At 41.3% G+C, this 20,128-nt stretch carries 23 protein-coding genes and 1 tRNA gene; 11 read left to right on the top strand and 13 right to left on the bottom strand.

What is annotated here, in order from left to right:
* The 3 genes from VB775_RS04165 to VB775_RS04155 all read right to left on the bottom strand — a co-directional run bounded on the left by VB775_RS04165 (position 1) and on the right by VB775_RS04155 (position 1,959).
* Positions 1 to 234, bottom strand: a complete 234-nt coding sequence (locus tag VB775_RS04165; RefSeq protein WP_281007865.1) for a sulfurtransferase TusA family protein — start codon at positions 232 to 234, stop codon at positions 1 to 3.
* Positions 235 to 319: 85 nt separating this feature from the next.
* Complete coding sequence (dnaJ, locus tag VB775_RS04160) at positions 320 to 1,447, bottom strand: molecular chaperone DnaJ (RefSeq protein ID WP_281007864.1); 1,128 nt, start codon at positions 1,445 to 1,447, stop codon at positions 320 to 322.
* Between the two features lie 212 nt (positions 1,448 to 1,659).
* Positions 1,660 to 1,959 (bottom strand): 2Fe-2S iron-sulfur cluster-binding protein, encoded by a 300-nt coding sequence (locus VB775_RS04155; RefSeq protein ID WP_281007863.1) that lies wholly within the window; start codon positions 1,957 to 1,959, stop codon positions 1,660 to 1,662.
* Positions 1,960 to 2,141: 182 nt separating this feature from the next.
* Between VB775_RS04155 and VB775_RS04150 the strand changes: the two genes are divergently transcribed.
* From VB775_RS04150 to VB775_RS04140, 3 genes are all read left to right on the top strand, one after another.
* Positions 2,142 to 3,212: an LOG family protein gene (locus VB775_RS04150; protein WP_281007862.1), complete on the top strand. Its 1,071-nt coding sequence runs from the start codon at positions 2,142 to 2,144 to the stop codon at positions 3,210 to 3,212.
* Between the two features lie 43 nt (positions 3,213 to 3,255).
* Positions 3,256 to 4,566 (top strand): CCA tRNA nucleotidyltransferase, encoded by a 1,311-nt coding sequence (locus tag VB775_RS04145; RefSeq protein ID WP_281007861.1) that lies wholly within the window; start codon positions 3,256 to 3,258, stop codon positions 4,564 to 4,566.
* 604 nt (positions 4,567 to 5,170) lie between these two features.
* Positions 5,171 to 6,436: a site-2 protease family protein gene (locus VB775_RS04140; RefSeq protein ID WP_281007860.1), complete on the top strand. Its 1,266-nt coding sequence runs from the start codon at positions 5,171 to 5,173 to the stop codon at positions 6,434 to 6,436.
* 144 nt (positions 6,437 to 6,580) lie between these two features.
* Here the strand turns inward: VB775_RS04140 and VB775_RS04135 are convergent, their stop codons facing one another.
* The 3 genes from VB775_RS04135 to VB775_RS04125 form a co-directional block, all read right to left on the bottom strand.
* Positions 6,581 to 8,176 carry a hypothetical protein gene (locus VB775_RS04135; protein ID WP_281007859.1) on the bottom strand — a complete coding sequence of 532 codons (1,596 nt, stop codon included), beginning with the start codon at positions 8,174 to 8,176 and terminating at the stop codon, positions 6,581 to 6,583.
* Between the two features lie 398 nt (positions 8,177 to 8,574).
* Entirely contained in the window at positions 8,575 to 8,796 is a 222-nt protein-coding gene (locus tag VB775_RS04130) for a Calvin cycle protein CP12 (protein WP_094532186.1), read from the bottom strand.
* Between the two features lie 94 nt (positions 8,797 to 8,890).
* A complete protein-coding gene (locus tag VB775_RS04125; RefSeq protein ID WP_281007858.1) occupies positions 8,891 to 9,787 on the bottom strand; it encodes a 4-hydroxybenzoate solanesyltransferase in 897 nt (298 codons plus the stop codon).
* Positions 9,788 to 10,107: 320 nt separating this feature from the next.
* Here VB775_RS04125 and VB775_RS04120 point away from each other — a divergent pair, with 320 nt between their 5' ends.
* Both VB775_RS04120 and VB775_RS04115 read left to right on the top strand, forming a co-directional pair.
* Positions 10,108 to 10,596: a hypothetical protein gene (locus VB775_RS04120; RefSeq protein ID WP_281007857.1), complete on the top strand. Its 489-nt coding sequence runs from the start codon at positions 10,108 to 10,110 to the stop codon at positions 10,594 to 10,596.
* A gap of 58 nt (positions 10,597 to 10,654) precedes the next feature.
* Positions 10,655 to 10,727 (top strand) — tRNA-Ala (locus VB775_RS04115).
* Positions 10,728 to 10,731: 4 nt separating this feature from the next.
* Here VB775_RS04115 and VB775_RS04110 read toward each other — a convergent pair.
* The 4 genes from VB775_RS04110 to VB775_RS04095 all read right to left on the bottom strand — a co-directional run bounded on the left by VB775_RS04110 (position 10,732) and on the right by VB775_RS04095 (position 14,486).
* Positions 10,732 to 11,166 (bottom strand): hypothetical protein, encoded by a 435-nt coding sequence (locus tag VB775_RS04110; protein ID WP_281007856.1) that lies wholly within the window; start codon positions 11,164 to 11,166, stop codon positions 10,732 to 10,734.
* Between the two features lie 9 nt (positions 11,167 to 11,175).
* The gene (locus tag VB775_RS04105; RefSeq protein ID WP_281007855.1) at positions 11,176 to 12,363 is read right to left on the bottom strand and encodes an AAA family ATPase; all 1,188 of its coding nucleotides are present in this window, start codon (positions 12,361 to 12,363) and stop codon (positions 11,176 to 11,178) included.
* A 31-nt stretch (positions 12,364 to 12,394) separates the two neighbouring features.
* On the bottom strand, positions 12,395 to 13,441 hold the full coding sequence (gene hisC, locus VB775_RS04100; RefSeq protein WP_281007854.1) for a histidinol-phosphate transaminase: 1,047 nt from the start codon (positions 13,439 to 13,441) through the stop codon (positions 12,395 to 12,397).
* Between the two features lie 115 nt (positions 13,442 to 13,556).
* Positions 13,557 to 14,486 (bottom strand): LysR family transcriptional regulator, encoded by a 930-nt coding sequence (locus VB775_RS04095; protein ID WP_281007853.1) that lies wholly within the window; start codon positions 14,484 to 14,486, stop codon positions 13,557 to 13,559.
* 19 nt (positions 14,487 to 14,505) lie between these two features.
* Here VB775_RS04095 and VB775_RS04090 point away from each other — a divergent pair, with 19 nt between their 5' ends.
* The 6 genes from VB775_RS04090 to VB775_RS04065 all read left to right on the top strand — a co-directional run bounded on the left by VB775_RS04090 (position 14,506) and on the right by VB775_RS04065 (position 18,459).
* The gene (locus tag VB775_RS04090) at positions 14,506 to 15,606 is read left to right on the top strand and encodes a hypothetical protein (RefSeq protein WP_281007852.1); all 1,101 of its coding nucleotides are present in this window, start codon (positions 14,506 to 14,508) and stop codon (positions 15,604 to 15,606) included.
* A 120-nt stretch (positions 15,607 to 15,726) separates the two neighbouring features.
* On the top strand, positions 15,727 to 16,221 hold the full coding sequence (locus VB775_RS04085; protein ID WP_094532174.1) for a 2Fe-2S iron-sulfur cluster-binding protein: 495 nt from the start codon (positions 15,727 to 15,729) through the stop codon (positions 16,219 to 16,221).
* Between the two features lie 136 nt (positions 16,222 to 16,357).
* Positions 16,358 to 17,038, top strand: coding sequence for a V4R domain-containing protein (locus VB775_RS04080; RefSeq protein WP_190576023.1), 681 nt, complete (start codon positions 16,358 to 16,360; stop codon positions 17,036 to 17,038).
* Positions 17,035 to 17,313: a hypothetical protein gene (locus VB775_RS04075; protein WP_281007851.1), complete on the top strand. Its 279-nt coding sequence runs from the start codon at positions 17,035 to 17,037 to the stop codon at positions 17,311 to 17,313. The genes VB775_RS04080 and VB775_RS04075 overlap by 4 nt, the downstream gene beginning before the upstream one ends.
* 15 nt (positions 17,314 to 17,328) lie before the next feature.
* Positions 17,329 to 17,790, top strand: coding sequence for a hypothetical protein (locus VB775_RS04070; protein ID WP_281007850.1), 462 nt, complete (start codon positions 17,329 to 17,331; stop codon positions 17,788 to 17,790).
* Between the two features lie 12 nt (positions 17,791 to 17,802).
* Positions 17,803 to 18,459, top strand: a complete 657-nt coding sequence (locus VB775_RS04065; RefSeq protein ID WP_281007849.1) for a V4R domain-containing protein — start codon at positions 17,803 to 17,805, stop codon at positions 18,457 to 18,459.
* Positions 18,460 to 18,510: 51 nt separating this feature from the next.
* On the opposite strand, the gene VB775_RS04060 is transcribed toward VB775_RS04065, so the two are convergent.
* The 3 genes from VB775_RS04060 to VB775_RS04050 form a co-directional block, all read right to left on the bottom strand.
* Positions 18,511 to 18,993: a PAM68 family protein gene (locus VB775_RS04060; protein ID WP_281007848.1), complete on the bottom strand. Its 483-nt coding sequence runs from the start codon at positions 18,991 to 18,993 to the stop codon at positions 18,511 to 18,513.
* Positions 18,994 to 19,067: 74 nt separating this feature from the next.
* On the bottom strand, positions 19,068 to 19,337 hold the full coding sequence (gene rpsO / locus VB775_RS04055) for a 30S ribosomal protein S15 (protein WP_094532188.1): 270 nt from the start codon (positions 19,335 to 19,337) through the stop codon (positions 19,068 to 19,070).
* A gap of 354 nt (positions 19,338 to 19,691) precedes the next feature.
* Positions 19,692 to 19,817, bottom strand: a complete 126-nt coding sequence (locus VB775_RS04050) for a hypothetical protein (protein ID WP_094532164.1) — start codon at positions 19,815 to 19,817, stop codon at positions 19,692 to 19,694.
* Positions 19,818 to 20,128 lie beyond the last annotated feature (311 nt).

The raw sequence follows: 20,128 nt of genomic DNA, 5'->3' as shown, positions 1-20,128 counted from the left end.
TCATGCTTTTTGGACTGTCAAAGCAAAAAAGCGATCGCGTTCTTCAATCCCTTTGACCTGATGACCGTCAGAGATCAGGCTATTAGGAACTTGCTCAATTGGTTCACCCCCATCCAGCCATACTTCCAGCAATTGCCCAGTCTCCAGCTTTTCGAGGTGCAATTTTGCCCGCACAAAGCTAAGCGGACAGGGAACGCCGCGTAAATCGATGGACTTAATAGCCTGAATGCACATATATCTTTGTCGTAAGCTTTAAAAGAATATTATATAGATAAACTTGAAAAAGCCTTGCAAAGCAAGGCTTTTTCAAGTTTATTATTTATTTTTGGTTGCCGAATATACCGCCTAAAATGTCACCAATACCACCTTTAGCAGCATTACCAAATTGTTTTTCCTTAAGTTTTTCAAGGACTTCGCGTTCTTCACTACCGATTTTAGTGGGAATATCGATTTTGATTCTAATTAAATGATCACCACGAGCGACGGGATTGCCCAACTTAGGCACACCCAATCCCTCCAGTGTCAAGACTGTATCAGGTTGTGTGCCTACGGGAATTGTGAGAGGCTTCTTGCCATCTACAGTATTAATGGCAATTTTGTCGCCCAAAATTGCTTGTAGATAGCTAATCTTGATCTCTGATAAAACATTGATACCTTCACGCTCAAACTCATTGTCTGCTTGCACAAACAAGTAAACATAAAGATCACCCGAAGGACCACCACGCTGTCCCGCATCACCTTCACTGGATACCCTTAGTCTGGTTCCACTATCGACACCAGCGGGAATCGTAATTTTTAGCTTTTTGGTAACTTGATTTAGTCCTAGCCCATTACAGCTTTCACACTTGTCCTCAATGGTTTGACCAGTGCCGTTACAGGTTGGACAGGTAGAAACTTGTGTAAAACTGCCAAAGGGGGTACGTGTGGCTCGACGCACTTGCCCAGTACCGCTACAGGTTCCGCAAGTGCGAGGACGTGTCCCCGGCTTTGCACCCGTACCGTTACATGTTGCACAGGTTTCTAGGTGAGAGATTTTAATTTGCTTCTCTCCACCAAAAACAGCTTCGCGAAATTCTAATTTCAGATCAAATCGTAGATCTTCGCCGCGAGTGGGTCCACTACGGCGGCGTGCTTGTTGTTGCCCCGTATTTGAAAAGCCACTAAAGAAGCTCTCAAAGATATCGGCAAATCCGCCCATATCACCCATATCAGGTGAGCCACCACCACTTGATACGCCAGCTTCGCCAAAGCGATCGTATCTTGCACGGGTTTCTGGCTCTGAGAGAACCTCATAAGCACGGTTAATTTCTTTAAATCGTTCATCTGCCCCCGCTTCTTTATTGACATCGGGGTGATATTTTCGAGCTAAACGTCGATATGCTCGTTTGATTTCCTCTTTGTCAGTATTGCGATCGACTCCAAGGATTTCGTAATAATCACGCGCCATAGGGGGTTTCTCTGTCGCCTAAAGGATTCATAGACAATTATTCTAGTTTAACGTAGCACTTAATCGTTGGTTCGGACACACAAGTAGGAGTACGTTTTACCGCACATCTTTAGCTAATAGCGGTTAGCGATTAGCTTTTGGCTATTGAATTTCTTCCTAAGTTTTAGTTATACAGCCTAAAAGCTAAAAGCCAAAAGCTAATAGCAAAAAAACTATGGTTTGGTCTTTACACTTACATTTCCTTGATTGACCAAAGTTTGACAAGCGAGACGATAATTATTGGGTTTGTTTTTAAGCTTTTTTTCTTCAAAGTCAGTTTTTGGTGATAGGTTTTCAAGCCCATCGACAATCTCAACGACACAGGTGGCACATTGTCCATAACCATTACAGTTAGTGAGCTTCGCAACAAATTTATAGATGTCGATGTTGTTTTCGAGAGCTTTTATGCGAAGGTTTGCGCCGTCCATCGCGATCGCCTCTTTTCCTTCATTCACAAACGTAATGTTTGCCATAGCTGAGTGTTAATTTTTTGTTAATTTTTATTACTTACTTATTATCCTATCAAAAGGCGAACAATAAACATTAGGGCTTAGCCGTAAAATAAAGAATCGATTTTTGATCGCAAGGCAAAGCCACACCATCAAAAATAGAGAGGGGGTAATTACATGCCAAGCGCGGCTTAATATTAATCTATATGGCTAAAATTCCTTCAAGTTCAGACATCGAAGCTCTTTCTCATGATTTACATAAGCTCGTTGATAGCCTTGAATCAACTGAGCATGGAGAGCTAATTTACAGCGCCTTAAAAGCAATTACCCAATTGAGTCAAGCCGAGGCAGAGCGGTTAGACTGGAAAATTCTGGCGGGTTCTTTGCAGGATATGCAAAAAGCGATCGCTATGTTTTATCCCCATCGCTTTAACCGAAAAGTGAGTATCTTTGGCTCAGCACGTACTGATGTGAATGCCCCTGAATATCGTCAGGCTTTTGAGTTCTCCGAGAAAATCACCAAGCAAGGGTTTATGGTGATTACTGGTGCTGGGGGCGGCATCATGGCGGCAGGCAATGAAGGCGCAGGTAATAATTCCTTTGGTTTAAATATTACTCTGCCCTTTGAGCAATCAAGTAATGGATTTCTAGCTGAAGCCTCACGACTAGTCAGATTTCGTTATTTCTTTACGCGCAAATTGTATTTTATAAAAGAAAGCGATGCGATCGCGCTTTTTCCTGGGGGCTTCGGCACACAAGATGAGTTTTTTGAATGTTTGACACTTTGCCAAACAGGAAGAACAACGCCGCGCCCGATTGTATTAATGGATAAAAAGGGTGGTGACTATTGGAATGACTGGGATGTATTTGTCCAGAATAATTTGCTCGAAAGAGGTTTGATAACGAAAGAAGACCGAAGTTTATATAAAATCACTGATGATATTGATGAAGCTTGCCAATTTATTGCTTCGTTTTATAGTGTTTATCACTCTTGTCGATGGGTTGGGGATTTATTCGTAATTCGGTTGCATGTTGAAATTACTGATGAACATTTAGAGCGCCTAAATGATAATTTCAGCGATATTTTAATTCGTGGCAGGATCGAACGTAGTGCAGCTCTTCCTAAGGAGGCGAATGAGCCACACATTATTGATTTGCCGCGTTTAGCGATGCACTTTAATCAGCATGGGTTTGGACGTTTATATGAGTTAATCGCCGCAATCAATGACACTTGTGATAGCGGTAATCCGCTAATTTGTCATCCCGAACAACGTTAACTATTGAGAAAACAAGCAAAGCTTGTTTTCTCACATAAAAGCTATGTATTTGCCCAATTTTGAATGTTTTTTTAGTCTTCTACAATGGCAAGTTATCTTAACGACAGCAAAGATCGCCCATGATTTGAATTTACGAGCTTTTGCAGTTGGTGGAATTGTGCGCGATGCCATTGTTAGGCAAAATCAAAAAACACTACCTTTCCCTAAAGATCTAGACTTAGTTTTCGATGGAGCTGAGCAAGCGGGGATAAAGGTGGCGATCGCTTTGCATGAGCTTTTTCCTGCATCAAAATTACAAATCCATGAAAAATTTCAGACAGCAGCATTGATTTGGCAAGATGATGCTCAAGACTTTGAAATGGACATGGCGACAGCACGGCGAGAGATTTATGCCTATGCTGGCGCAAATCCACAGGTGATCGCGACGACTCTCGAAGAGGATCTGTGGCGACGTGATTTTACGGTGAATGCCCTAGCTATAGAGCTAGATTCGCAATTGGGAATTAAAGGCGAAGTAATCGATCGCTTTAATGGGCTAGCAGATTTAGTCAATAAACAGGTACGCGCCATTCGTGTAGGTAGCTTTGCCGAAGATCCGCGTCGATTATTTCGGGCTGTGCGTTTTGCTGTGCGCCTAGATTTGGCGATCGCCCCAGAAACCTATAGAGAAATTATCAAGACTACTTCTAGTGGTCTTCATGATGCGATCGGTGGCGCTAGACTGCGATCGGAGTTGCTTTATACTCTTGGTGAGCCTAGGGCAGGGGAAATGTTTGAACTGTTGCAAAAATTGGGTGCATTGCGATGTATTCATCCAGAGTTAAAACTACCCGCAGATTTAGCTAATTCGTTTAAGCATCAATGGCGGCGATCGCAATATTGGCTCAAGTTGCTCAATCGATTAGAACTCAAAAGTTATGCACCGATGCAACTAGGCTTGGAGTTATTGTTATCCTATTTGCCCCATCAGATCGCGACTCAACTGGATCTTGGGCTAACCCCTGAACAAAAAACAAGACAGCAGAAATTAGCAGATTTAACAACATACTTGCCAGATTTAACAAAAGTTGGTTTAAAAAAGTCAGATATCACCCAAAGTCTGCAAAAATTTGATACTCAGTCGTTAATCTTGGCGGGTGTAAAAAGTGAACCTGCTCAACGGCAAATTATTTGGCACTATCTTAGCCAATGGCAACTAGTCAAGTCTCCCTTAACAGGTGCGGATCTCCAGCAACTTGGATATGCAACAGGTAAGCAAATGGGCGAAATATTGCAACGCCTAAAATTTGCCATGATTGATCGTGAAATTCATACTAAAGAAGAGGCGATCTCTTATCTTCATATCCAAGAATAAAGGCGTTAATATACTTGACACACCGCTCAAATTTTCGCCCCCCCTCAGTCCCCCCTTGGAAGCTACCGTGTACACACAAGTCAACTGCCTACGTTTCGACTGATCTAAGCCCCCTAAATCCCCCAATTCTGGGGGACTTTGAAAGACTTTTAACTGATGTTACGTGGAAGGAATTCCTGTCATAGCAAAGGTCTAGGGCTGGCACGGGGGCACAGCCCCTACAGTAACCTCTAAATTTTGAGGTAGGGGCAATGCCCCCGTGCTTGCCCTGCTTCGCTAGCAGCAAGAGGTCTACCATCTAAGTTCTACGTAACATCAGTTTTAATTTCTTGTTCCCCCAGAATTGCGGGCTAGGGGGCGATTAATTATTGACTTGATTAGGTTTTATGACTTGTGTGTACACGGTAGCCTTGGAAGGGGAGAAGTCTAAGTTCTCCCCCTTCCAAGGGGGAGTTAGAGGGGGTTCTAGTATTTGGTGTGTCAAGTACGCCAGAATAAAGGCGTGCTTCGCACGCCTTTATTCTTAAACATTTTGAGGATTGCGATAAAATGTAATCAAAAGCTTTCAGCGCCAATCAGTACAAAAATTTAGGACAGGCATATCATGAGAGGCGGTATCCGCATCGGCAGCATTTCTAGCATTCCCATCTACATTGATTCATCATGGTTTCTCGTCCTCGGCTTTCTAGCTGTTTGGCTGAGTGCTGCCTATACGAAGTTATCGCCATCTTTTTCTCTAGGCTATGGCGCTATCACCGCCATACTTTTCTTTTTATCGATCGCCTTCAATAAAATTGCCCATGCAGTCATATCTAAGGCTCGTGGCGTAGAAATCAACGCGATCAATATTCAATTCATGGGGGGAGCTAATACTGTTGAACAAGAAGCCAAAGATCCTTTCTCAGTATTTAGTATTGCCATCTCAGGACCTTTGGTGAGCTTAGTTTTGAGTGTGATTGGATTTACGGCAGCTTGGCTAATAGCAGGGGATGTGATTTTTTCTAGCAATCCTAAAACTATTGAAACCTTACCCGATAGTATTGGCAGTATTCGCACTATTTGGACAATGATTGCCCTGAATATTGCCCGCATCAATCTTATCTTTGGGGTGTTTAGCCTTATTCCTGCATTACCTTTTGAAGGTGGTCATATTCTCAAAGCCGTGGTTTGGAAGCTCACAGGCGATCGCTATACAGGTATCCGATGGGCGGCGCGATCAGGGCAGTTTTGTGGGATCTTGACGATGATTTTGGGGGGATTGGTAATGTTTAGCAGTCCTATTGGCGGACTGTTTTTGGTAATTATCGGATGGTTCCTATTTGGGAGTGCAGGTGGCTATCTCTATCTCAACAATTTACAACAGGCTCTACTCGATATTAATGCTGAAGCAGCGATGACCAGAGATTTTCGCTTAGTTGATGCGGAAATCTCATTGCGTGAATTTGCGGATAAATTCTTGTTAATGGAAGATAAAGATGCAAATCCAATTTATATCGCTTCTTCCAATGGTCGCGATCGCGGCATCATTTCGGCCAGTGCGATTCGCAATATTGATAGTAGTGAGTGGCAGGCAAAGTCCTTGCAATCTCTCGTCACAACCTTAAATGACATTGATACAGTTGAGCTTAAAACACCAATTTCCACGGTTGTGAATTTACTCGAACAAAAACAATTGCGTTATGTAATTGTGCGATCGCCTGTGGGTTCAGTTGCTGGGGTAATCGATCACGGAGATATCATCAAGGCTCTAGATCTCAAACTGCTTTGGCGCATTCCTTCGGAATATGTTAAACAAATTAAGGCAGATGGGAAATTTCCTGCTAACTTCCGTTTAGTCGAGATTTGTGAGCAGTTAACAGAAAAACAATAAAAAAGCACAAAATGGCGATGCCATTTTGTGCTTTTACGGAAGAGGATTTGGAGACCAAATCCCTACATATTTGTAAAGGTAGAGGCTTGGTCTCCAAGCCATAATCTCAGCGTTTCATGTAACATCAGTTACTTAGTTTGTTTCTTAGAAACCGATAGAATTTAAGTCTTCTGAAAAATCTTCTAACGTGACAAAATTAGATGAAGATGAAGAATCTGAACCATTGAGGGAAATAGTTTCCATATTGCCTAATATTCTCTCTATGGTCGTCGCTCCTAGATCTGAGGCTAATTTTATTTTGTCTTTCTCAAGTGCGTTGTTAATAGTTTGAGATTGTCCAGTTTGTTCTTCCTCATCCATTAGCTGCAACAATTCGTCTAAATTTTGTTTGGGAATTCTTGATTTAATTGTATCAATATCACTTTCCAACTCAGTTATGTCTGATTCTACAGATGCCACAGCAGTGCGATCGCTTGAGGAGAAATTATCAAACAAATCATCATCTGTATTTGCTGAATTTGTTTCTTGGTTGACTTGATCAATAGATAGATTTTTACTCTCAACATAACTATTTACTGAATCCACATTCATAAAGTCATCGAATAGAGAATCCGAAAAATCAGAGTTCTCAGTTATATCATTAATGATTTGCACTGGTTGAGAACTTGAGCGTAATGGCTCTGGAAAATCATCAAATAAAGAACTTGCTGTAATTGAATCTCCATTATTATTTATGCCAGATTCTGAAATTGACTGATTCTCTTCAAACCTTGGTGATGATGTTTCTGGAAAATCATCAAACAAAGAATCAGTCGTAACTGGTGTCAAGTTGGAATCTGAGTCGAGATTATCTATTGGATTAGAAGAATGATCTGGAGAAATTTCTGGACTAGGACTAGCTAAATCTAACTCTGGATCATTATCAGTAATAGGCTCAGGCTTGCTTTCTGCCAAATCCAAGGTGATGCCTTGGTGTGGGACTTCTGGCTCATCTTGATCTTGAACAAGGTCAGCAGGCTCTAAAAATATCTTAGTAACTAGACGGATTTTGGCTTTTTGCCATTGTTGGCCGGGTTGCAATATCGATAGATTGGTAATTACTTGATCGCCATGCTGATCAGTCTTACTAGATTCGGCGATCGTATCAAGCAAACTCCGTAAATTAGGATTAGAAGCCACCGACGCAAATAAGAAACTTGGCTGGCTAATTACCTGAATTAATTCTGTAAGTGTAGTCAAGCAACGCACAGTACCCACCTGCTCATCGGTAAAGCGCACAATAATATCTTGATATTCTTGGAGGTTTTGCTGAATTTGAGACAACTTCTGCACGAGGATGACTCCTTTGGGATTACTGACAAGATCCATATTTTGACCCTGCTCGACGTTAATATCCTTAGCAATCGGTGGCTTTGGTAATGATTGTTTCGGTTCGTCGCCTAGATCATGCTCTAGATCGATTTCATGTTGCCAAGCTAAGTAGTGATTATCAGAGCGGTAGGTCAAAATTTTGACACGCTTGATTTGCTTGACCTGTAAAACGATCATACCTCGATGAATAATTGTCACAACCGCTTTTTGATTCGGTACTTGGGTTGCTTGCAAGGAAATTTTTAGACATTCTGCCTCTAGCTCAGCTTCAGCATGAATGCCTTTAGATGCTAGCGATCGATTGATCAAAGCCGCGATCGCATGGGGATCGCCTTGCTTTGCCAAGTCCATAACGCTTAGTTGTGTCATACCCTATTCCCGATTGGCTACAAATTTCTCTAGCAACTATAGATGTTCCACATCAATACAATTCTCTCATTGAAAATTGCCATATTTCCAGAGTGTTTTGCTACTTTACAGGTGCTTAAACTAAGTTAAGACTTTGCGATTAAATAAATAACTAGATTTTTAGTGATGCGGCTTCACCGTGCTACTAAAAATCGGTTCTTTATTTAATCGTGCGTCCCTTACTCTAAATGTAACTGACAATCTTGTAAATTTGCGTGCTTAGAGACAAATTTTAGTGTTTCATATCAAACATAGCAAAGGGGGCGCTTTACGCCCCCTTTGCTGTATAAAAAACTAAAACCTTTGCCCCACGCTACGTGTGGGGCAAAGGTTTTAGTTTTTTCTCAAATTTTTAGCAATTAATCTTCGTAAAGGCGACACTCAGCAGCATCAGGATTATCGTCACAATAAACTTCGAGGGAATTTTTACCCTTTGATTGCTTTTGATGTGACGACTCAGCTTGGAGTTCTTCAACTGCATCCCATGCAGCTGCACATTCTTTGGAACCAGTACCGCTAACTTCGCAGGTCTCTCTGGCTTGCTGTACTTCTTCTAGGATTTTCTCTTTAATATTGCTCATGTATTTTTTCTACTATCTATAACTTAGATACTAACAGACTGAGGCTAGCTAGACATCATGCGTCAGGAGTATGAGACTGGGTAGTTAAGCTCTCTTAACCGATGCTTAAAGCTGAAGGTAGCATTCCCGCAAGGATAATAAAGCCGATCCAGACATTTTGACCAAAGGCTTTTTGATATAACTCGCTAGGAATTTCAGTTTGGCTCAGCCTGTTACATTGCCATATCCATATTACTCCTGCCGTCAAGCAAGCAAAGTAGTGTGCGTAACCAAGTTGAATCTCCCAACCTAACCAAATCAAGCATCCAAGGGCGATCGCTAAAAATATGGAGATCGCAAATGTTACATATCTTCCAAAAAAGAGGGCGCTAGACTTAACCCCAACCTTAAGATCGTCGGTGCGATCGCTCATGGCATAGATTGTGTCAAAGCCCATTGTCCAAGCGATCACGGCTGTCCATAGCTCCCAAGCATAACGATCAAGCCCACCAGTAACTGCACTCCAAGGAATTAGTACCGCAAAACCCCAAGCGATCGATAAAACCAGTTGTGGTACTGGGAAAAAGCGCTTGCAAGCAGGATAAATAGCAATTACAGGTACGGCGGCAAAGCACAGCCCAAAGCTTAGGGGATTGAGGTAGGTTGACAATAAAAACGCACATAGTCCCGCAACTAGTAAAACTGCAATTCCTACTTGGATTGACAGAGAGCGTTCGGCTAGAGGACGGGTTTTAGTGCGATCGACTTGTGGATCAATATCGCGATCCCAGAGATCATTAATCACACAGCCTGCGGCACTGGTCGCTAAACTGCCAAGAATCACTACACCCAATAAATCAAGGGGTGGTAATTGGTGTTGAGTTTTGGCTGCTGCTACTGTTGCCCACAGTGCAGGCAACATCAAAATTAATCTTCCTGCGGGTTTGTGCCAACGCAAAAGACGCACGATCTTTTGAAATGTTGATTCGTTGTTAGTGAGGCTCGTGGTCATAGTGAATGCATGTCAAGTCTTTGGGATTAACTATAGCAATTTCTCCCGATCAGAATGAAGGCGCAATGCGCCTTCATTCTGATCGGGAGTTGAGAAGCAAGACTAGCTATAGCCACCAACAGAGGGTTGCGGCGCTTTGCGCCGCAACCCTCTGTTGGTTTTTAGACTGACTAAAGTTATAAAACACAAAATGGCTATGCCATTTTGTGTTTTGGGATTAGGCAAAGTAGCTGATTACAAAGGTTTTCAGTATCGTTACAGTAATATCTGGGCAACGAGCATCTCTGCACTTGCAAATTGCAAAAGTATGAGGTTATGAGATGCGTTTAATTAAATCTATTTTCCAAAAATCCTTGACGACTCTGCTGGTGAGCTTGTCTCTGTCCGTATATGCTGGGATCGATGGTAACAAGGCGATCGCCGAGAATTTAACTACTGGCTTAACCGATGAGCTAATCAATGACAAAACCTGTGAAGGTACTGGGGGAATTCTTGCCTATGCAGAAACTAAAGACTTTGGGCTATATGTTTGTGCGGATATTCGAGATATTTCTCAACCTCGGTATTATCGCAGTGTGAATAAAAATGGTACTAAGGGAGTAAGAGTTACTGCAAGAACTTACAATCCGAACCAAGGAAATTATTTTGAATTTCATAATGGTGATTATGTATACATGATCCAGATCCCATCTGAAAATATTAAAAATCCTGTACTAATGGTTGAGTTTCCCGATGGCTCAGGATATGAGCAGAAGATCACTCGCTTTTTGATGAACGATGAAGCGCGATCGCCAATATCTAACAAATAAAAAAGGCGGCGCGTTGCGCCGCCTTTTTTGTCAAATATGCTAGTATATATACCCTGTTGGGGAATTAGCTCAGTTGGTAGAGTGCTGCGATCGCACCGCAGAGGTCAGGGGTTCGAGCCTCCTATTCTCCATTTTTTATAAACTAATTTGCCTATCAAGCGTAATTCCTGACAGGGCTAATTTTCGTGCTTGTGGACTTCCTCTTAAAATATTATTACCACCTGAACTAATCCAGTAAAAACGCTTCTTTTGCTGTTGATTTAATTCAGGAGCATCTGTCACTAAAAAGTCTTTTAACCATCTAAATTTTTTTAAAACTGATGCAACCTCAGATGTATCAGCGCTATGCACCTCAATAAAATATGTTATTCCGTCATAGCCAATTGCATAATCCCAACGGGAGTCATTAGGATAAATTGCCTTAACAGCATTATCAATATCGACACTGCCTTCACATTTTTTTGTGTCAGATGGTCTGACTTTGTTACTATAATTTCCTAATGCTTGCAACCCATTTCTATAAGCACTTTTTAGTAAAGGTGTTGCAAAAACTGCTTCTTTAAAACTCATTTTTAAAATTTAAAGTGTGTCTTGAATTGCTTGAGAAACAACTTCAGATGCTCTACTACTAAAACCAGTTAAACCACCCCAATCAGCCGTTGACAAGTCTTCATCAAATGGATCTAATGATGAAATATCACGCACCTCAACACCATCTTCTTTTTGGTCGAAATAATAGGTGGAAAATTTCTTGTTTTTGAGGATATTTTCAAAAAGTTCAGTAATAGATGGTGATGGTTTCAAATCAAAAAGCTGATAGAGATATTTAACATCAGAATTGTTATTTTGTAAGTTACGAATTGCCCAAACTGCTTCTAAAAGAACGGGTGAATGTGTAGAAATAAGTAAACGGTAGCCTCGGTGTAAGAGTTCTAAACAAACTAAAATAACTGATAAAATTGCACGGGGATGTAAACCCATTTCTGGTTCTTCAATAACTACCCAGTCGATATCTGATTTCTTAGAATCTTCTGCTACAGGCATTAGCCAATAAAGTCCTAAAAGTAAAGGCATAAACTCCCTTTGACCAGCCGACCAAGCCATAAATGGCAACAAATTACCATTAACATTAATTTGAATACGTTTCCGCATTTCAACTGTATTTAATTCAACTTTAGCACCGTGAAAAATACTGGCATCAAGAGCATCACTTATCTCTTTCCTGAGTCTTCCTATTTGAGGAAAAATAGCATTGTCTTTATCTTTATTCATAAACCCTTGTTGCATTAGTAAACGAAGATGTTCACTAAATTTACAAACAACGTAGGGATCTCCAATTTCAAAACTAGTAAATGCTCGTGGCCATCCTTTCTCAATAGTTAGAACTCGTTGAGCAGGTATAAAAAATATTTTTTCAGGATCACCTAAATACTCATGTTCTGCTAACTCATCTGATAGTTCTACATAAGGCAATATAGTATCTAGATATATTTCTTCATCATCAATAATTACCTCTGTATTAGCGCTCCACAGATTACGCATTCCTTGACCGAAGTAAAGCTCATTGAAATTGGATACATCTTCTTCCCAATGATATCCATGTTTCATAAGAGTTTCTCCAATATTCTCGCCATCAACTAACAACTTTATGAGTTGCAATAATATACTCTTGCCAGTAGCTTGAGACCCGACAAAAAGAGTTAGATCTCCAAAATCTATATTTGCACTTTTGATTTGACCTAAATTTTTAATATTAAGCTGTGTCATAAAAATAAGCTCATAAGCCAATTAGAAAAGTCTAAAGAATGGATAACAGATCAATTAGAGCTTGATTTTGTTCGTCAGTGCCAACTGTAATGCGTAGCTTATCAGCTAGCCCTGTTTGATTGAAATAGCGGACTAAAATGCCAGATTCTTTGAGTTTTAAATAAATCTCTTCAGCATTACCCTTTGGGGTAGTTGCAAGCACAAAATTACCGTGTGACTCTAGCACTGTATAGTCAAGGTTTTTGAGAGCTAAAGTAAGTTTAGTCCGTGAGATTTTGACTTTTTCAGCATTCGTATTTTTGGATTCTTGATCGCGCATCGCCGCAGTCCCTACAGCGATCGCTACGGCATCAATGTTATAGCTATCCTTAACCTTAAATAGCCCTGATAGTAGCTTGGGATTGGCAATACCAAAGCCTAGACGCAACCCTGCTAAAGAATAACCTTTGGATAAAGTGCGTAATACGATTACATTTTCAAATTCTTGAACCAAAGGCAAAGCCGAGTATTCTGCAAAATCGACATATGCCTCATCGATCGCCACAATACCTGAAACTCTTTTTGCCAATTGACGTAAATCATCGAGAGGTACGATATGTCCTGACGGACTATTGGGTGAAGCAATAAAAGTTACAGCACCATTGGCGGCAACAAGTTCATCAATGGGCAACTGAAAATTGTCACCATAGGGGATTTCTACCGTCTCTGATGGCTGCATTGCTGCTAGGGTGCGATAAAGCACATAGGTCGGCATTGGATAAACCACCTTGCGATCGCCACTTTCCGCGCAAGCCCTGATCAAAATATTTAAAACATCATCACTGCCATTGCCCACAATTACCCAATCCGTAGGCACACCCAGAGCATCACTTACCGCCTGACAAAACTCATGGGCGAAAGGGTCAGGATAGCGCCGCAAAGAATCACCATCAATATTTTGCAAAGCCGCGATCGCCTTAGGCGATGGAGGGTAGGGATTCTCGTTAGTATTGAGTTTAATAACTTTGAGACCCGACTTAGGTTGTTCCCCAGGAACATAGCCAGTCATTGCGTCAATAGCGGGGCGGAAGTAGCTCATGGTGACAAATAAAAAGTAAAAAGTAAAAAGGTAAAAGTAAAAATTTGGCTAGTTTTTTGATTGTATCGCGATCGCCATAAAGCCTCAAAAGTAAAACGGTCGCGAAGAAGCCATGCTAATGAGTCTTTTCCCGAAATATTGGCAAGACTTCATTACAAAACGCTTCCGTCGCCTTTGACCGATAACGATTAGGATTACGAATTTGTAATAACATGCGCTTGATTACTACTCCATCAATACGGACTTGCTGCAAAGCACCCATTTGCAACTCTTTTTCGATCGCCGTTACCGACAAAAACGCAGCCCCTAAACCAGCCTGTACCGCATTTTTAATCGCCTCAATCGAATTTAACTCCATGGCGATCGTTAACTGACGTGGATCAACACTACTATCAAGTAGTACCCGATCAATCGCTTTGCGGATCGTTGATTGAGAATCAAGGGTAATGAATTGTAACTTATACAATTCCTCGATTGGCAAGGCTCCCACCTGAGCAAGGGGATGAGAAGTTGGTAGAATTAGCGCTAGTTCATCTTCGGCATAGGGTGTAATCTCTAAAGAGTCTAGTAAATCCGCAGGAATTTCACCGCCAATAATCGCCAAATCCACCTGTCCATTGGCAACACTCCAAGCCGTTCGCCTTGTAGAATGAACATGGAGTTGAACCGAGACTTCTGGATATTTCTTGCGAAATAAGCCGATCATTTGCGGCATTAGGTAAGTTCCAGTAGTTTGACTAGCACCTATAATTAGAGTCCCACCATTTAAATTTTGTAAATCATCAATGGCGCGACAAGTTTCTTGGCAAAGGCTTAAAATGCGATCGCCATAGGAAAGTAATAACTGCCCTGCCTCTGTCAACTGTGCTCTTCTGCCTCCGCGATCAAATAAAGGCACATCTAGCTGTCGCTCTAGGTGCTGCACTTGCAAACTAACGGCGGGTTGGGACACATAAAGACTATCGGCGGCGCGTTTGAAGCTACCCTCAGCGGCGATCGCCTTGAGAATGCGTAATTGGTCTAGGGTGAACGGTATGTCGATCATAGAAGCAGCGTGAGAAAAGATGAGTCGGGAGGTTATTCAAGATTTTTTGCATTCAGCAGGAGTTGTGGGGATTGCCCTCACAAACCGCCGTATGCGTCCTTATTTCTACGGCTTGAATGCCGTAGAAATAAGGACTAAGCAAGCATTAGGTCAAGGAGTACTGCAAGTTGTTGAGAATGTACCAGAAGGATTTGAGTCCTTTGAGTTTCACTTTTCTGGTCATGTTGTTTTTATTTACAAGTTAACGCATGGGCTAGTACTACTAGTACTTACAGATAGTGACCTTAAAGTGGTTGACTATAGACGGGGCATTACTAAAATCAAATATTTGATCGAAACAGATACATACAACACAGTCGCATACTTTAAGCTCTTATTAGGTTCGGTAACTCAGCATTCTTTGCCAAGCTCAAATTGGAAGGCTAGTGAAGCCAATGCAAATATTCAAGCAACAGGGCAAGAGTCATCAACAATACAGAGCTTTACTAACCCTACTGTCCATCCAAAGTCAGAGGATATTCCTAGCACAGTCAACGCAAGAACCCAAACCGACAAACAGCACAAAGCTATCTCTAATACAAGGGCAAGTACGACCGCTAGCAATACAAACTTAAGAGCTAGCTCAACTGCAAGTACTACTGGGCAGTCTCAATCAAACCCAAATAAGCCCCAAACACCTCCTACATCTGCTGCCACATCTTCTGTCTCAACACCTACGAATAGGGCTGGAGTTAACAATAACCCGACAAAAGTTACTGATAGTCCTACTAAGTCAGTATCAGCGAAAACTGACCCGCAAGAGTATAAGTTAGATGAACTTTTATCTGCTTTAAATAAACTAAGTCACTTTACAACCCAATATTTAGGTAAAGTCGTAGTTACAAATTATTGGAAATCTACTCGTCCTGCTTCATCTTGGTTAGCCGAATTTGAAGTTGATCGCAGTGGGCAAATATCCTATCCAAAACAAGCAGCGATCGCCTGTACCCCAGAGCAAATTCAACAAATTCAAGCATGGGTATCTGCTTATATAAAGCGTTGTAAACAAGTAATTCGTAATTTCGATCAAATGCTAGAACAAGACTGTCTGAGCGATCGGCAGCGACAAATCCTACTCTAATGCGAAGCAAAGCATCGCATTAGAGTAGGCAATTTGGCGGGAACTACTCTACGCATACACCTTAAATGAGTTAAACTGATCTTTAATATTAAGGGGAACAATTGTAGAGGCAAGCTAATAATGGCTAAGCGTGTAAGGATTGAGCCTATTGCCCAAGTAGCAGATATTGCAACGAATGGTGCATTATTGTCTGGCTTAATGGGAGACGAGCTAAGTATTTTAAAAGAATGTGGTGGTCGTGGCATGTGTGCGACCTGCCATGTTTACATCCAAGATGGCATGTCTTCGCTTAGCCCTATGGGTAAACGAGAGCAGCGCACCTTAGAGGTTATTACTACTTGCAAACCTAACTCTAGACTTGCTTGTCAAGCCAAAGTTATGGGCGAGGGCATTGTCGTTGAACTACCAGTCGGTATGTATGTTCAATCAATTCAAGATATCGAAGCTTTAATTGGACGACGTTGCGAAAAACCATTGCTTAGCCCGATTACTGGTCAGACATTAGTTGAAGTTGGACAATTAATTACGCGATCAGTTGTTCGTCAACTAGAAAATACCAATTTCAGTGTGGGTGAACAATTGGCAAACACGAAAAGAGCCGATGTCTTTGAGTAGAAAATTAGATTAATAGCCTATAGATAAATAGCTGGATTAAAGCCGAAAGCCAGTTTCTAATCTATATGTTTATCAGTTGCATATTCTCAAGACTAGCTTTGAATTCAATAATTTTTTTGGATAGGAGTATTTACTTATGACTGTTGCTGTAGACCGTCCAAATAGCGCAACCAGAGCGAAAAGAAAAAATAATCACTATAGTCTGCAAGATTTTTTTCAACCTGACCTTGAGAAGGGCATCATCGAAGACTGGAATGGCTCTCGAAATATTCTTACCAGCGAAGATTTTATCATTGGGCTACAGGAAGGATTGGAAGATGAAGTGGGAGAAGCTTCGGCTGCTGTCATGTATTCGATCGGTTGCGAATGGGGGTTGCAAGATGCATTGTTTTTTACAAAATGGTTTGAACGTGATTTTGGTCGGAGTATTCGTCAAACTAATTTGCCTTTCTTGCTAGAAACTTGGTGGTGGCCCTTTACATCACAGGGTTGGGGGCGCTGGCAAGTAGATATGAGCGATCGCAAACAAGGCTTTATGTTCATTAGTGTGTTTGACTCGGCGGTGGCTCGTAGCCTTGGCGATGTTGGCAAACCTGTTTGTCACCTATATGCAGGTTTGTTTTCAGGTTTCTTTACGCACTTAGTTAATAAAGAGCTAGAGTGCATTGAGATTCAATGCTATTCGATGGGCGAAAATTACTGTAAATTCCTGCTCGGCGGCAAAAATCGCATTGATGCAGCTTCTTTCTGGCTGAATGAAGGGGCGACGACTCGTGACATCGAAGGACGTTTGCGAAATGGAGAGTTCCTGAAATGAGTAGCTCAGATTGGCAGTTACAGCCATTACGTAGTTTTTGGCAAAGTGTAAATTGGGACAATCGTGCGATCGCCCCTGTATCCAGCAATAACGGTAAAAGCGCTCCAGCACTGAGCTTTTTAATGTCCGTTAGAGAGTATTTTCGGGCAATTTCTTGGACAGGGATTCCTGAGATTGCTTCTACATCAGTAGAAGTCAAACCCATCAGTACCCCTATTGATGAAAGCAATGAAACCCTTGAAGACTTTCTTGATGATATTTCTAAATTCTTCTAAAGCGATATAAGAACTATGATGATGCCGAAGATTCAAGAACTAATTAACCAAGCCCAAGATCGCTATCTTGCGACCGATGAGTTAGGGCTAATGGAAAGTTACATTAGTTCATTGCCTGATCGCCTAAAGCTGTATAAACTAATTCGCGATCGTGAAATTGACCTTTTGCAAGCTGTCGCTGACCAAGTCCCCGCCGAGTTACCAAATGTAACCGATGCAGATTTGGAAACTGGAATTAAAAATTTAATTCTTGTGTTGCGCTATAGCTCCATGGCAATGCTACTTAACGATGAAAATTTTTTAAAGCAAAGATTGCTTAATTGGTTGGAAGGGATCATGTCTATGCGTGATATGCGCCGCCTCAATGAAACTCTCTATAAATTACTAAACCAAGGATTGCGCCAACAGTTTAGCCCCCCGCAACTTGCTCTGATCCAGCCTTTGATTACTGCTGCACAAGTTACACTCATCTACTAGAGACAAACCACTATGATTTCTGTCGCCGATCTCATCAAGGAAAATCGCATCCCTTCTAACTTTTTTGACTATAACTCCTACGTCAAAGGGGATCTAGAAATTGGGCTGCTAGAAAATCGACGTGGCGATCGCTTGATAGCAGTTCCTGAAACATTAATCTCGTCGCTTTATGCGGGGCTAGCCAAAGAAACTGGTCAAGCATCAAGATTGGTTCTATTTAACTGTGGCAAGTGGTGGGGAAAAAACTTCTATACCCGCTTTACCGAGTCGCTTGAAGAATATTATTCACTGTCACTTGCCGAAATGGATATGATTACCTTTATTCAAAGTTTAAAGGAATGTTGGCAAACCCATGGCTGGGGCAAATTTGAATTCGACCCTCAATATCAAGCCCAAGGTTTTATTCTAATTAATACCTACAACTCTCCATATGTGCGAGCCATCACTGGCAACACATTACCAACAGGCTATTTAGAGGCGGGGATTCTCACTTCATTCTTTACACGCCTAACAGGTCGTGAATTATTAGCAGTCCAAACAACCTGCGAGTCGTTAGGTGCTACTGGTAATACCTATATCATTGGCTTACCCGAAAGGCTCCAAATCGTTGATTCATTTCTTGCCGAAGGTTTAACCCACGAGACAATTTTGCAGCGAGTACTTAAATAAAAAAGAGACTCGCACAGCGAGTCTCTTTTTTATTTTGGTTTTACTTTGTTTTTATTTTTTATTGGTTTTGACTATTTGTTTCTGGGCTTTCCAAGCTTCAGATAAGTAGCCAAAATTTTTCTTGAATTCTGCGCTGCCCCACCAACTACCAATCCGTCCTTCATCCCAAGACGCAGAGATAGCTCCGTAGCTGAGTCCCACAACTCCAATTCCTAGAAACAACATACTGAGTAAAACAACTGCTGAAGTTGGTAAATCTACTATGTGTCTGCTCACAAGAAAGTAACTAACAATAAATGTTGTTAGCCCCAAGCCTGTGGGAATACCACAGAACAGAGCGGCGCGTCGAATTATGCGACGATTCACCTCATCAGGTATGCCTAGAGAATTACCACGTTTGACATTTGATGAGGGTGTGACACTACTTTTTTTCGCAACTATAGGAGGAGTAGGTTGAGGCTTTTTAGCCTCTTTTACTTTCTTATTGCGATTATTTGGCTCAAAAGGAATACGTTCTGTGGTCGGTTTACTCACTGTTGCTCCTTAACTCTAGCTTCTTCTTTTCACCTTTTGACAGTGCGAAGCAAGTCGCTCCTAAACTTTAAAGTCTAGCCTCTTACACCTAGGCTTTGGATTAGCTGTTTGTAATGAGCGCGATCTTGACTACGAACATAGGCGAGTAAACGCTTACGTTGACCAATGATCTTGAGCAAACTACGGCGAGATGAAAAATCTTTAGGGTGTAGCTTGAGGTGGGTAGTCAACTGGGTGACGCGCTCGGTCAATAATGCAACTTGAACATCTGAGGAGCCAGTGTCTGTAGGGTGCTTTTGATATTCGGAGAAGATTTCTAGTTTGCGTTCTTGCAAAAGTGCCATGATAAAAACTTTAAACGTGTTTTGAGGTGTACGTGACATAAACCCGACACTAAATGCCAAATTGTTGAATTTAGGCTTTACCGTGCGAGCTTCCCAACCTCACGATTGGGCATTCCTAGTTGTTCCCATTGCTGGAATTTCGCCACTTATCTAAAAAAGTAAATACTTAACTTAGTTTTTAGATAGCCCGACTGCATAGGCGGTTTCCGTTTCTCAGTAGTCTCTGAGTACATTGTATGGCGATCGCCACATTTCTTGAAGGTGTTAGCTTTTAGACAGTCTAGCCTAACATATTGATCGCATATTTTTATACACAAACAAAAAATAAAGCGGCGCGATGCGCCGCTTTATTTTTTAATGAGCAGATCCATTGCCATGATATTTATCGGTGTCGTAAAAGCCATTACGAGTGCCGAAGAACAAACAACTAACTGTAAACAAGATGGTCAAGATCGGCAGAATTACTTTGAGATCGAGCATGTTTTAATGGGTTTGGATAAAATAACGCTGATATATATATTTTAGGCACAAAAAAAGCTCAAGAAAGTAACCTGAAAGGGCTTTCTTAATATTTAGTGCCAAAACATAAAACGGCGTAAGGAATAAAAATTAATTAAAACCAAAATTTGTTGTGGCGGGCGAAGCCCGCCACAACAAATTTTGGTTTTAATTGCACAAGTTAATTAATTTTCATTCCTAACCATTTTTTATTTTTAAAACCGCGATTCAGATTGATGTGTAATTCACAAAAGTGCGGTCACACTTTTGTGAATTGGTATAAGGCTTATTTT

The sequence above is a fragment of the Pseudanabaena sp. CCNP1317 genome (assembly GCF_034931345.1).
In the GTDB taxonomy this organism is placed as follows: domain Bacteria; phylum Cyanobacteriota; class Cyanobacteriia; order Pseudanabaenales; family Pseudanabaenaceae; genus Pseudanabaena; species Pseudanabaena galeata.
Note: the sequence above shows the minus strand (reverse complement) of the source record. Positions and strands in the feature narration are given on the sequence as shown.

Excerpts from the sequence above, each read along its gene's own strand:
- VB775_RS04080 (WP_190576023.1), top strand. The coding sequence starts at position 16,358 with ATGACTGTTGCTGTAGACCGTCCAAATAGCGCAACCAGAGCGAAAAGA.
- VB775_RS04150 (WP_281007862.1), top strand. The coding sequence starts at position 2,142 with ATGGCTAAAATTCCTTCAAGTTCAGACATCGAAGCTCTTTCTCATGAT.
- hisC (WP_281007854.1), bottom strand. The coding sequence starts at position 13,441 with ATGAGCTACTTCCGCCCCGCTATTGACGCAATGACTGGCTATGTTCCT.
- VB775_RS04110 (WP_281007856.1), bottom strand. The coding sequence starts at position 11,166 with ATGAGTTTTAAAGAAGCAGTTTTTGCAACACCTTTACTAAAAAGTGCT.
- VB775_RS04065 (WP_281007849.1), top strand. The coding sequence starts at position 17,803 with ATGATTTCTGTCGCCGATCTCATCAAGGAAAATCGCATCCCTTCTAAC.
- dnaJ (WP_281007864.1), bottom strand. The coding sequence starts at position 1,447 with ATGGCGCGTGATTATTACGAAATCCTTGGAGTCGATCGCAATACTGAC.
- rpsO (WP_094532188.1), bottom strand. The coding sequence starts at position 19,337 with ATGGCACTTTTGCAAGAACGCAAACTAGAAATCTTCTCCGAATATCAA.
- VB775_RS04130 (WP_094532186.1), bottom strand. The coding sequence starts at position 8,796 with ATGAGCAATATTAAAGAGAAAATCCTAGAAGAAGTACAGCAAGCCAGA.
- VB775_RS04165 (WP_281007865.1), bottom strand. The coding sequence starts at position 234 with ATGTGCATTCAGGCTATTAAGTCCATCGATTTACGCGGCGTTCCCTGT.
- VB775_RS04095 (WP_281007853.1), bottom strand. The coding sequence starts at position 14,486 with ATGATCGACATACCGTTCACCCTAGACCAATTACGCATTCTCAAGGCG.
- VB775_RS04075 (WP_281007851.1), top strand. The coding sequence starts at position 17,035 with ATGAGTAGCTCAGATTGGCAGTTACAGCCATTACGTAGTTTTTGGCAA.
- VB775_RS04070 (WP_281007850.1), top strand. The coding sequence starts at position 17,329 with ATGATGATGCCGAAGATTCAAGAACTAATTAACCAAGCCCAAGATCGC.
- VB775_RS04155 (WP_281007863.1), bottom strand. The coding sequence starts at position 1,959 with ATGGCAAACATTACGTTTGTGAATGAAGGAAAAGAGGCGATCGCGATG.
- VB775_RS04105 (WP_281007855.1), bottom strand. The coding sequence starts at position 12,363 with ATGACACAGCTTAATATTAAAAATTTAGGTCAAATCAAAAGTGCAAAT.
- VB775_RS04085 (WP_094532174.1), top strand. The coding sequence starts at position 15,727 with ATGGCTAAGCGTGTAAGGATTGAGCCTATTGCCCAAGTAGCAGATATT.
- VB775_RS04125 (WP_281007858.1), bottom strand. The coding sequence starts at position 9,787 with ATGACCACGAGCCTCACTAACAACGAATCAACATTTCAAAAGATCGTG.
- VB775_RS04140 (WP_281007860.1), top strand. The coding sequence starts at position 5,171 with ATGAGAGGCGGTATCCGCATCGGCAGCATTTCTAGCATTCCCATCTAC.
- VB775_RS04090 (WP_281007852.1), top strand. The coding sequence starts at position 14,506 with ATGAGTCGGGAGGTTATTCAAGATTTTTTGCATTCAGCAGGAGTTGTG.
- VB775_RS04145 (WP_281007861.1), top strand. The coding sequence starts at position 3,256 with ATGTATTTGCCCAATTTTGAATGTTTTTTTAGTCTTCTACAATGGCAA.
- VB775_RS04120 (WP_281007857.1), top strand. The coding sequence starts at position 10,108 with ATGCGTTTAATTAAATCTATTTTCCAAAAATCCTTGACGACTCTGCTG.
- VB775_RS04135 (WP_281007859.1), bottom strand. The coding sequence starts at position 8,176 with ATGACACAACTAAGCGTTATGGACTTGGCAAAGCAAGGCGATCCCCAT.
- VB775_RS04050 (WP_094532164.1), bottom strand. The coding sequence starts at position 19,817 with ATGCTCGATCTCAAAGTAATTCTGCCGATCTTGACCATCTTGTTTACA.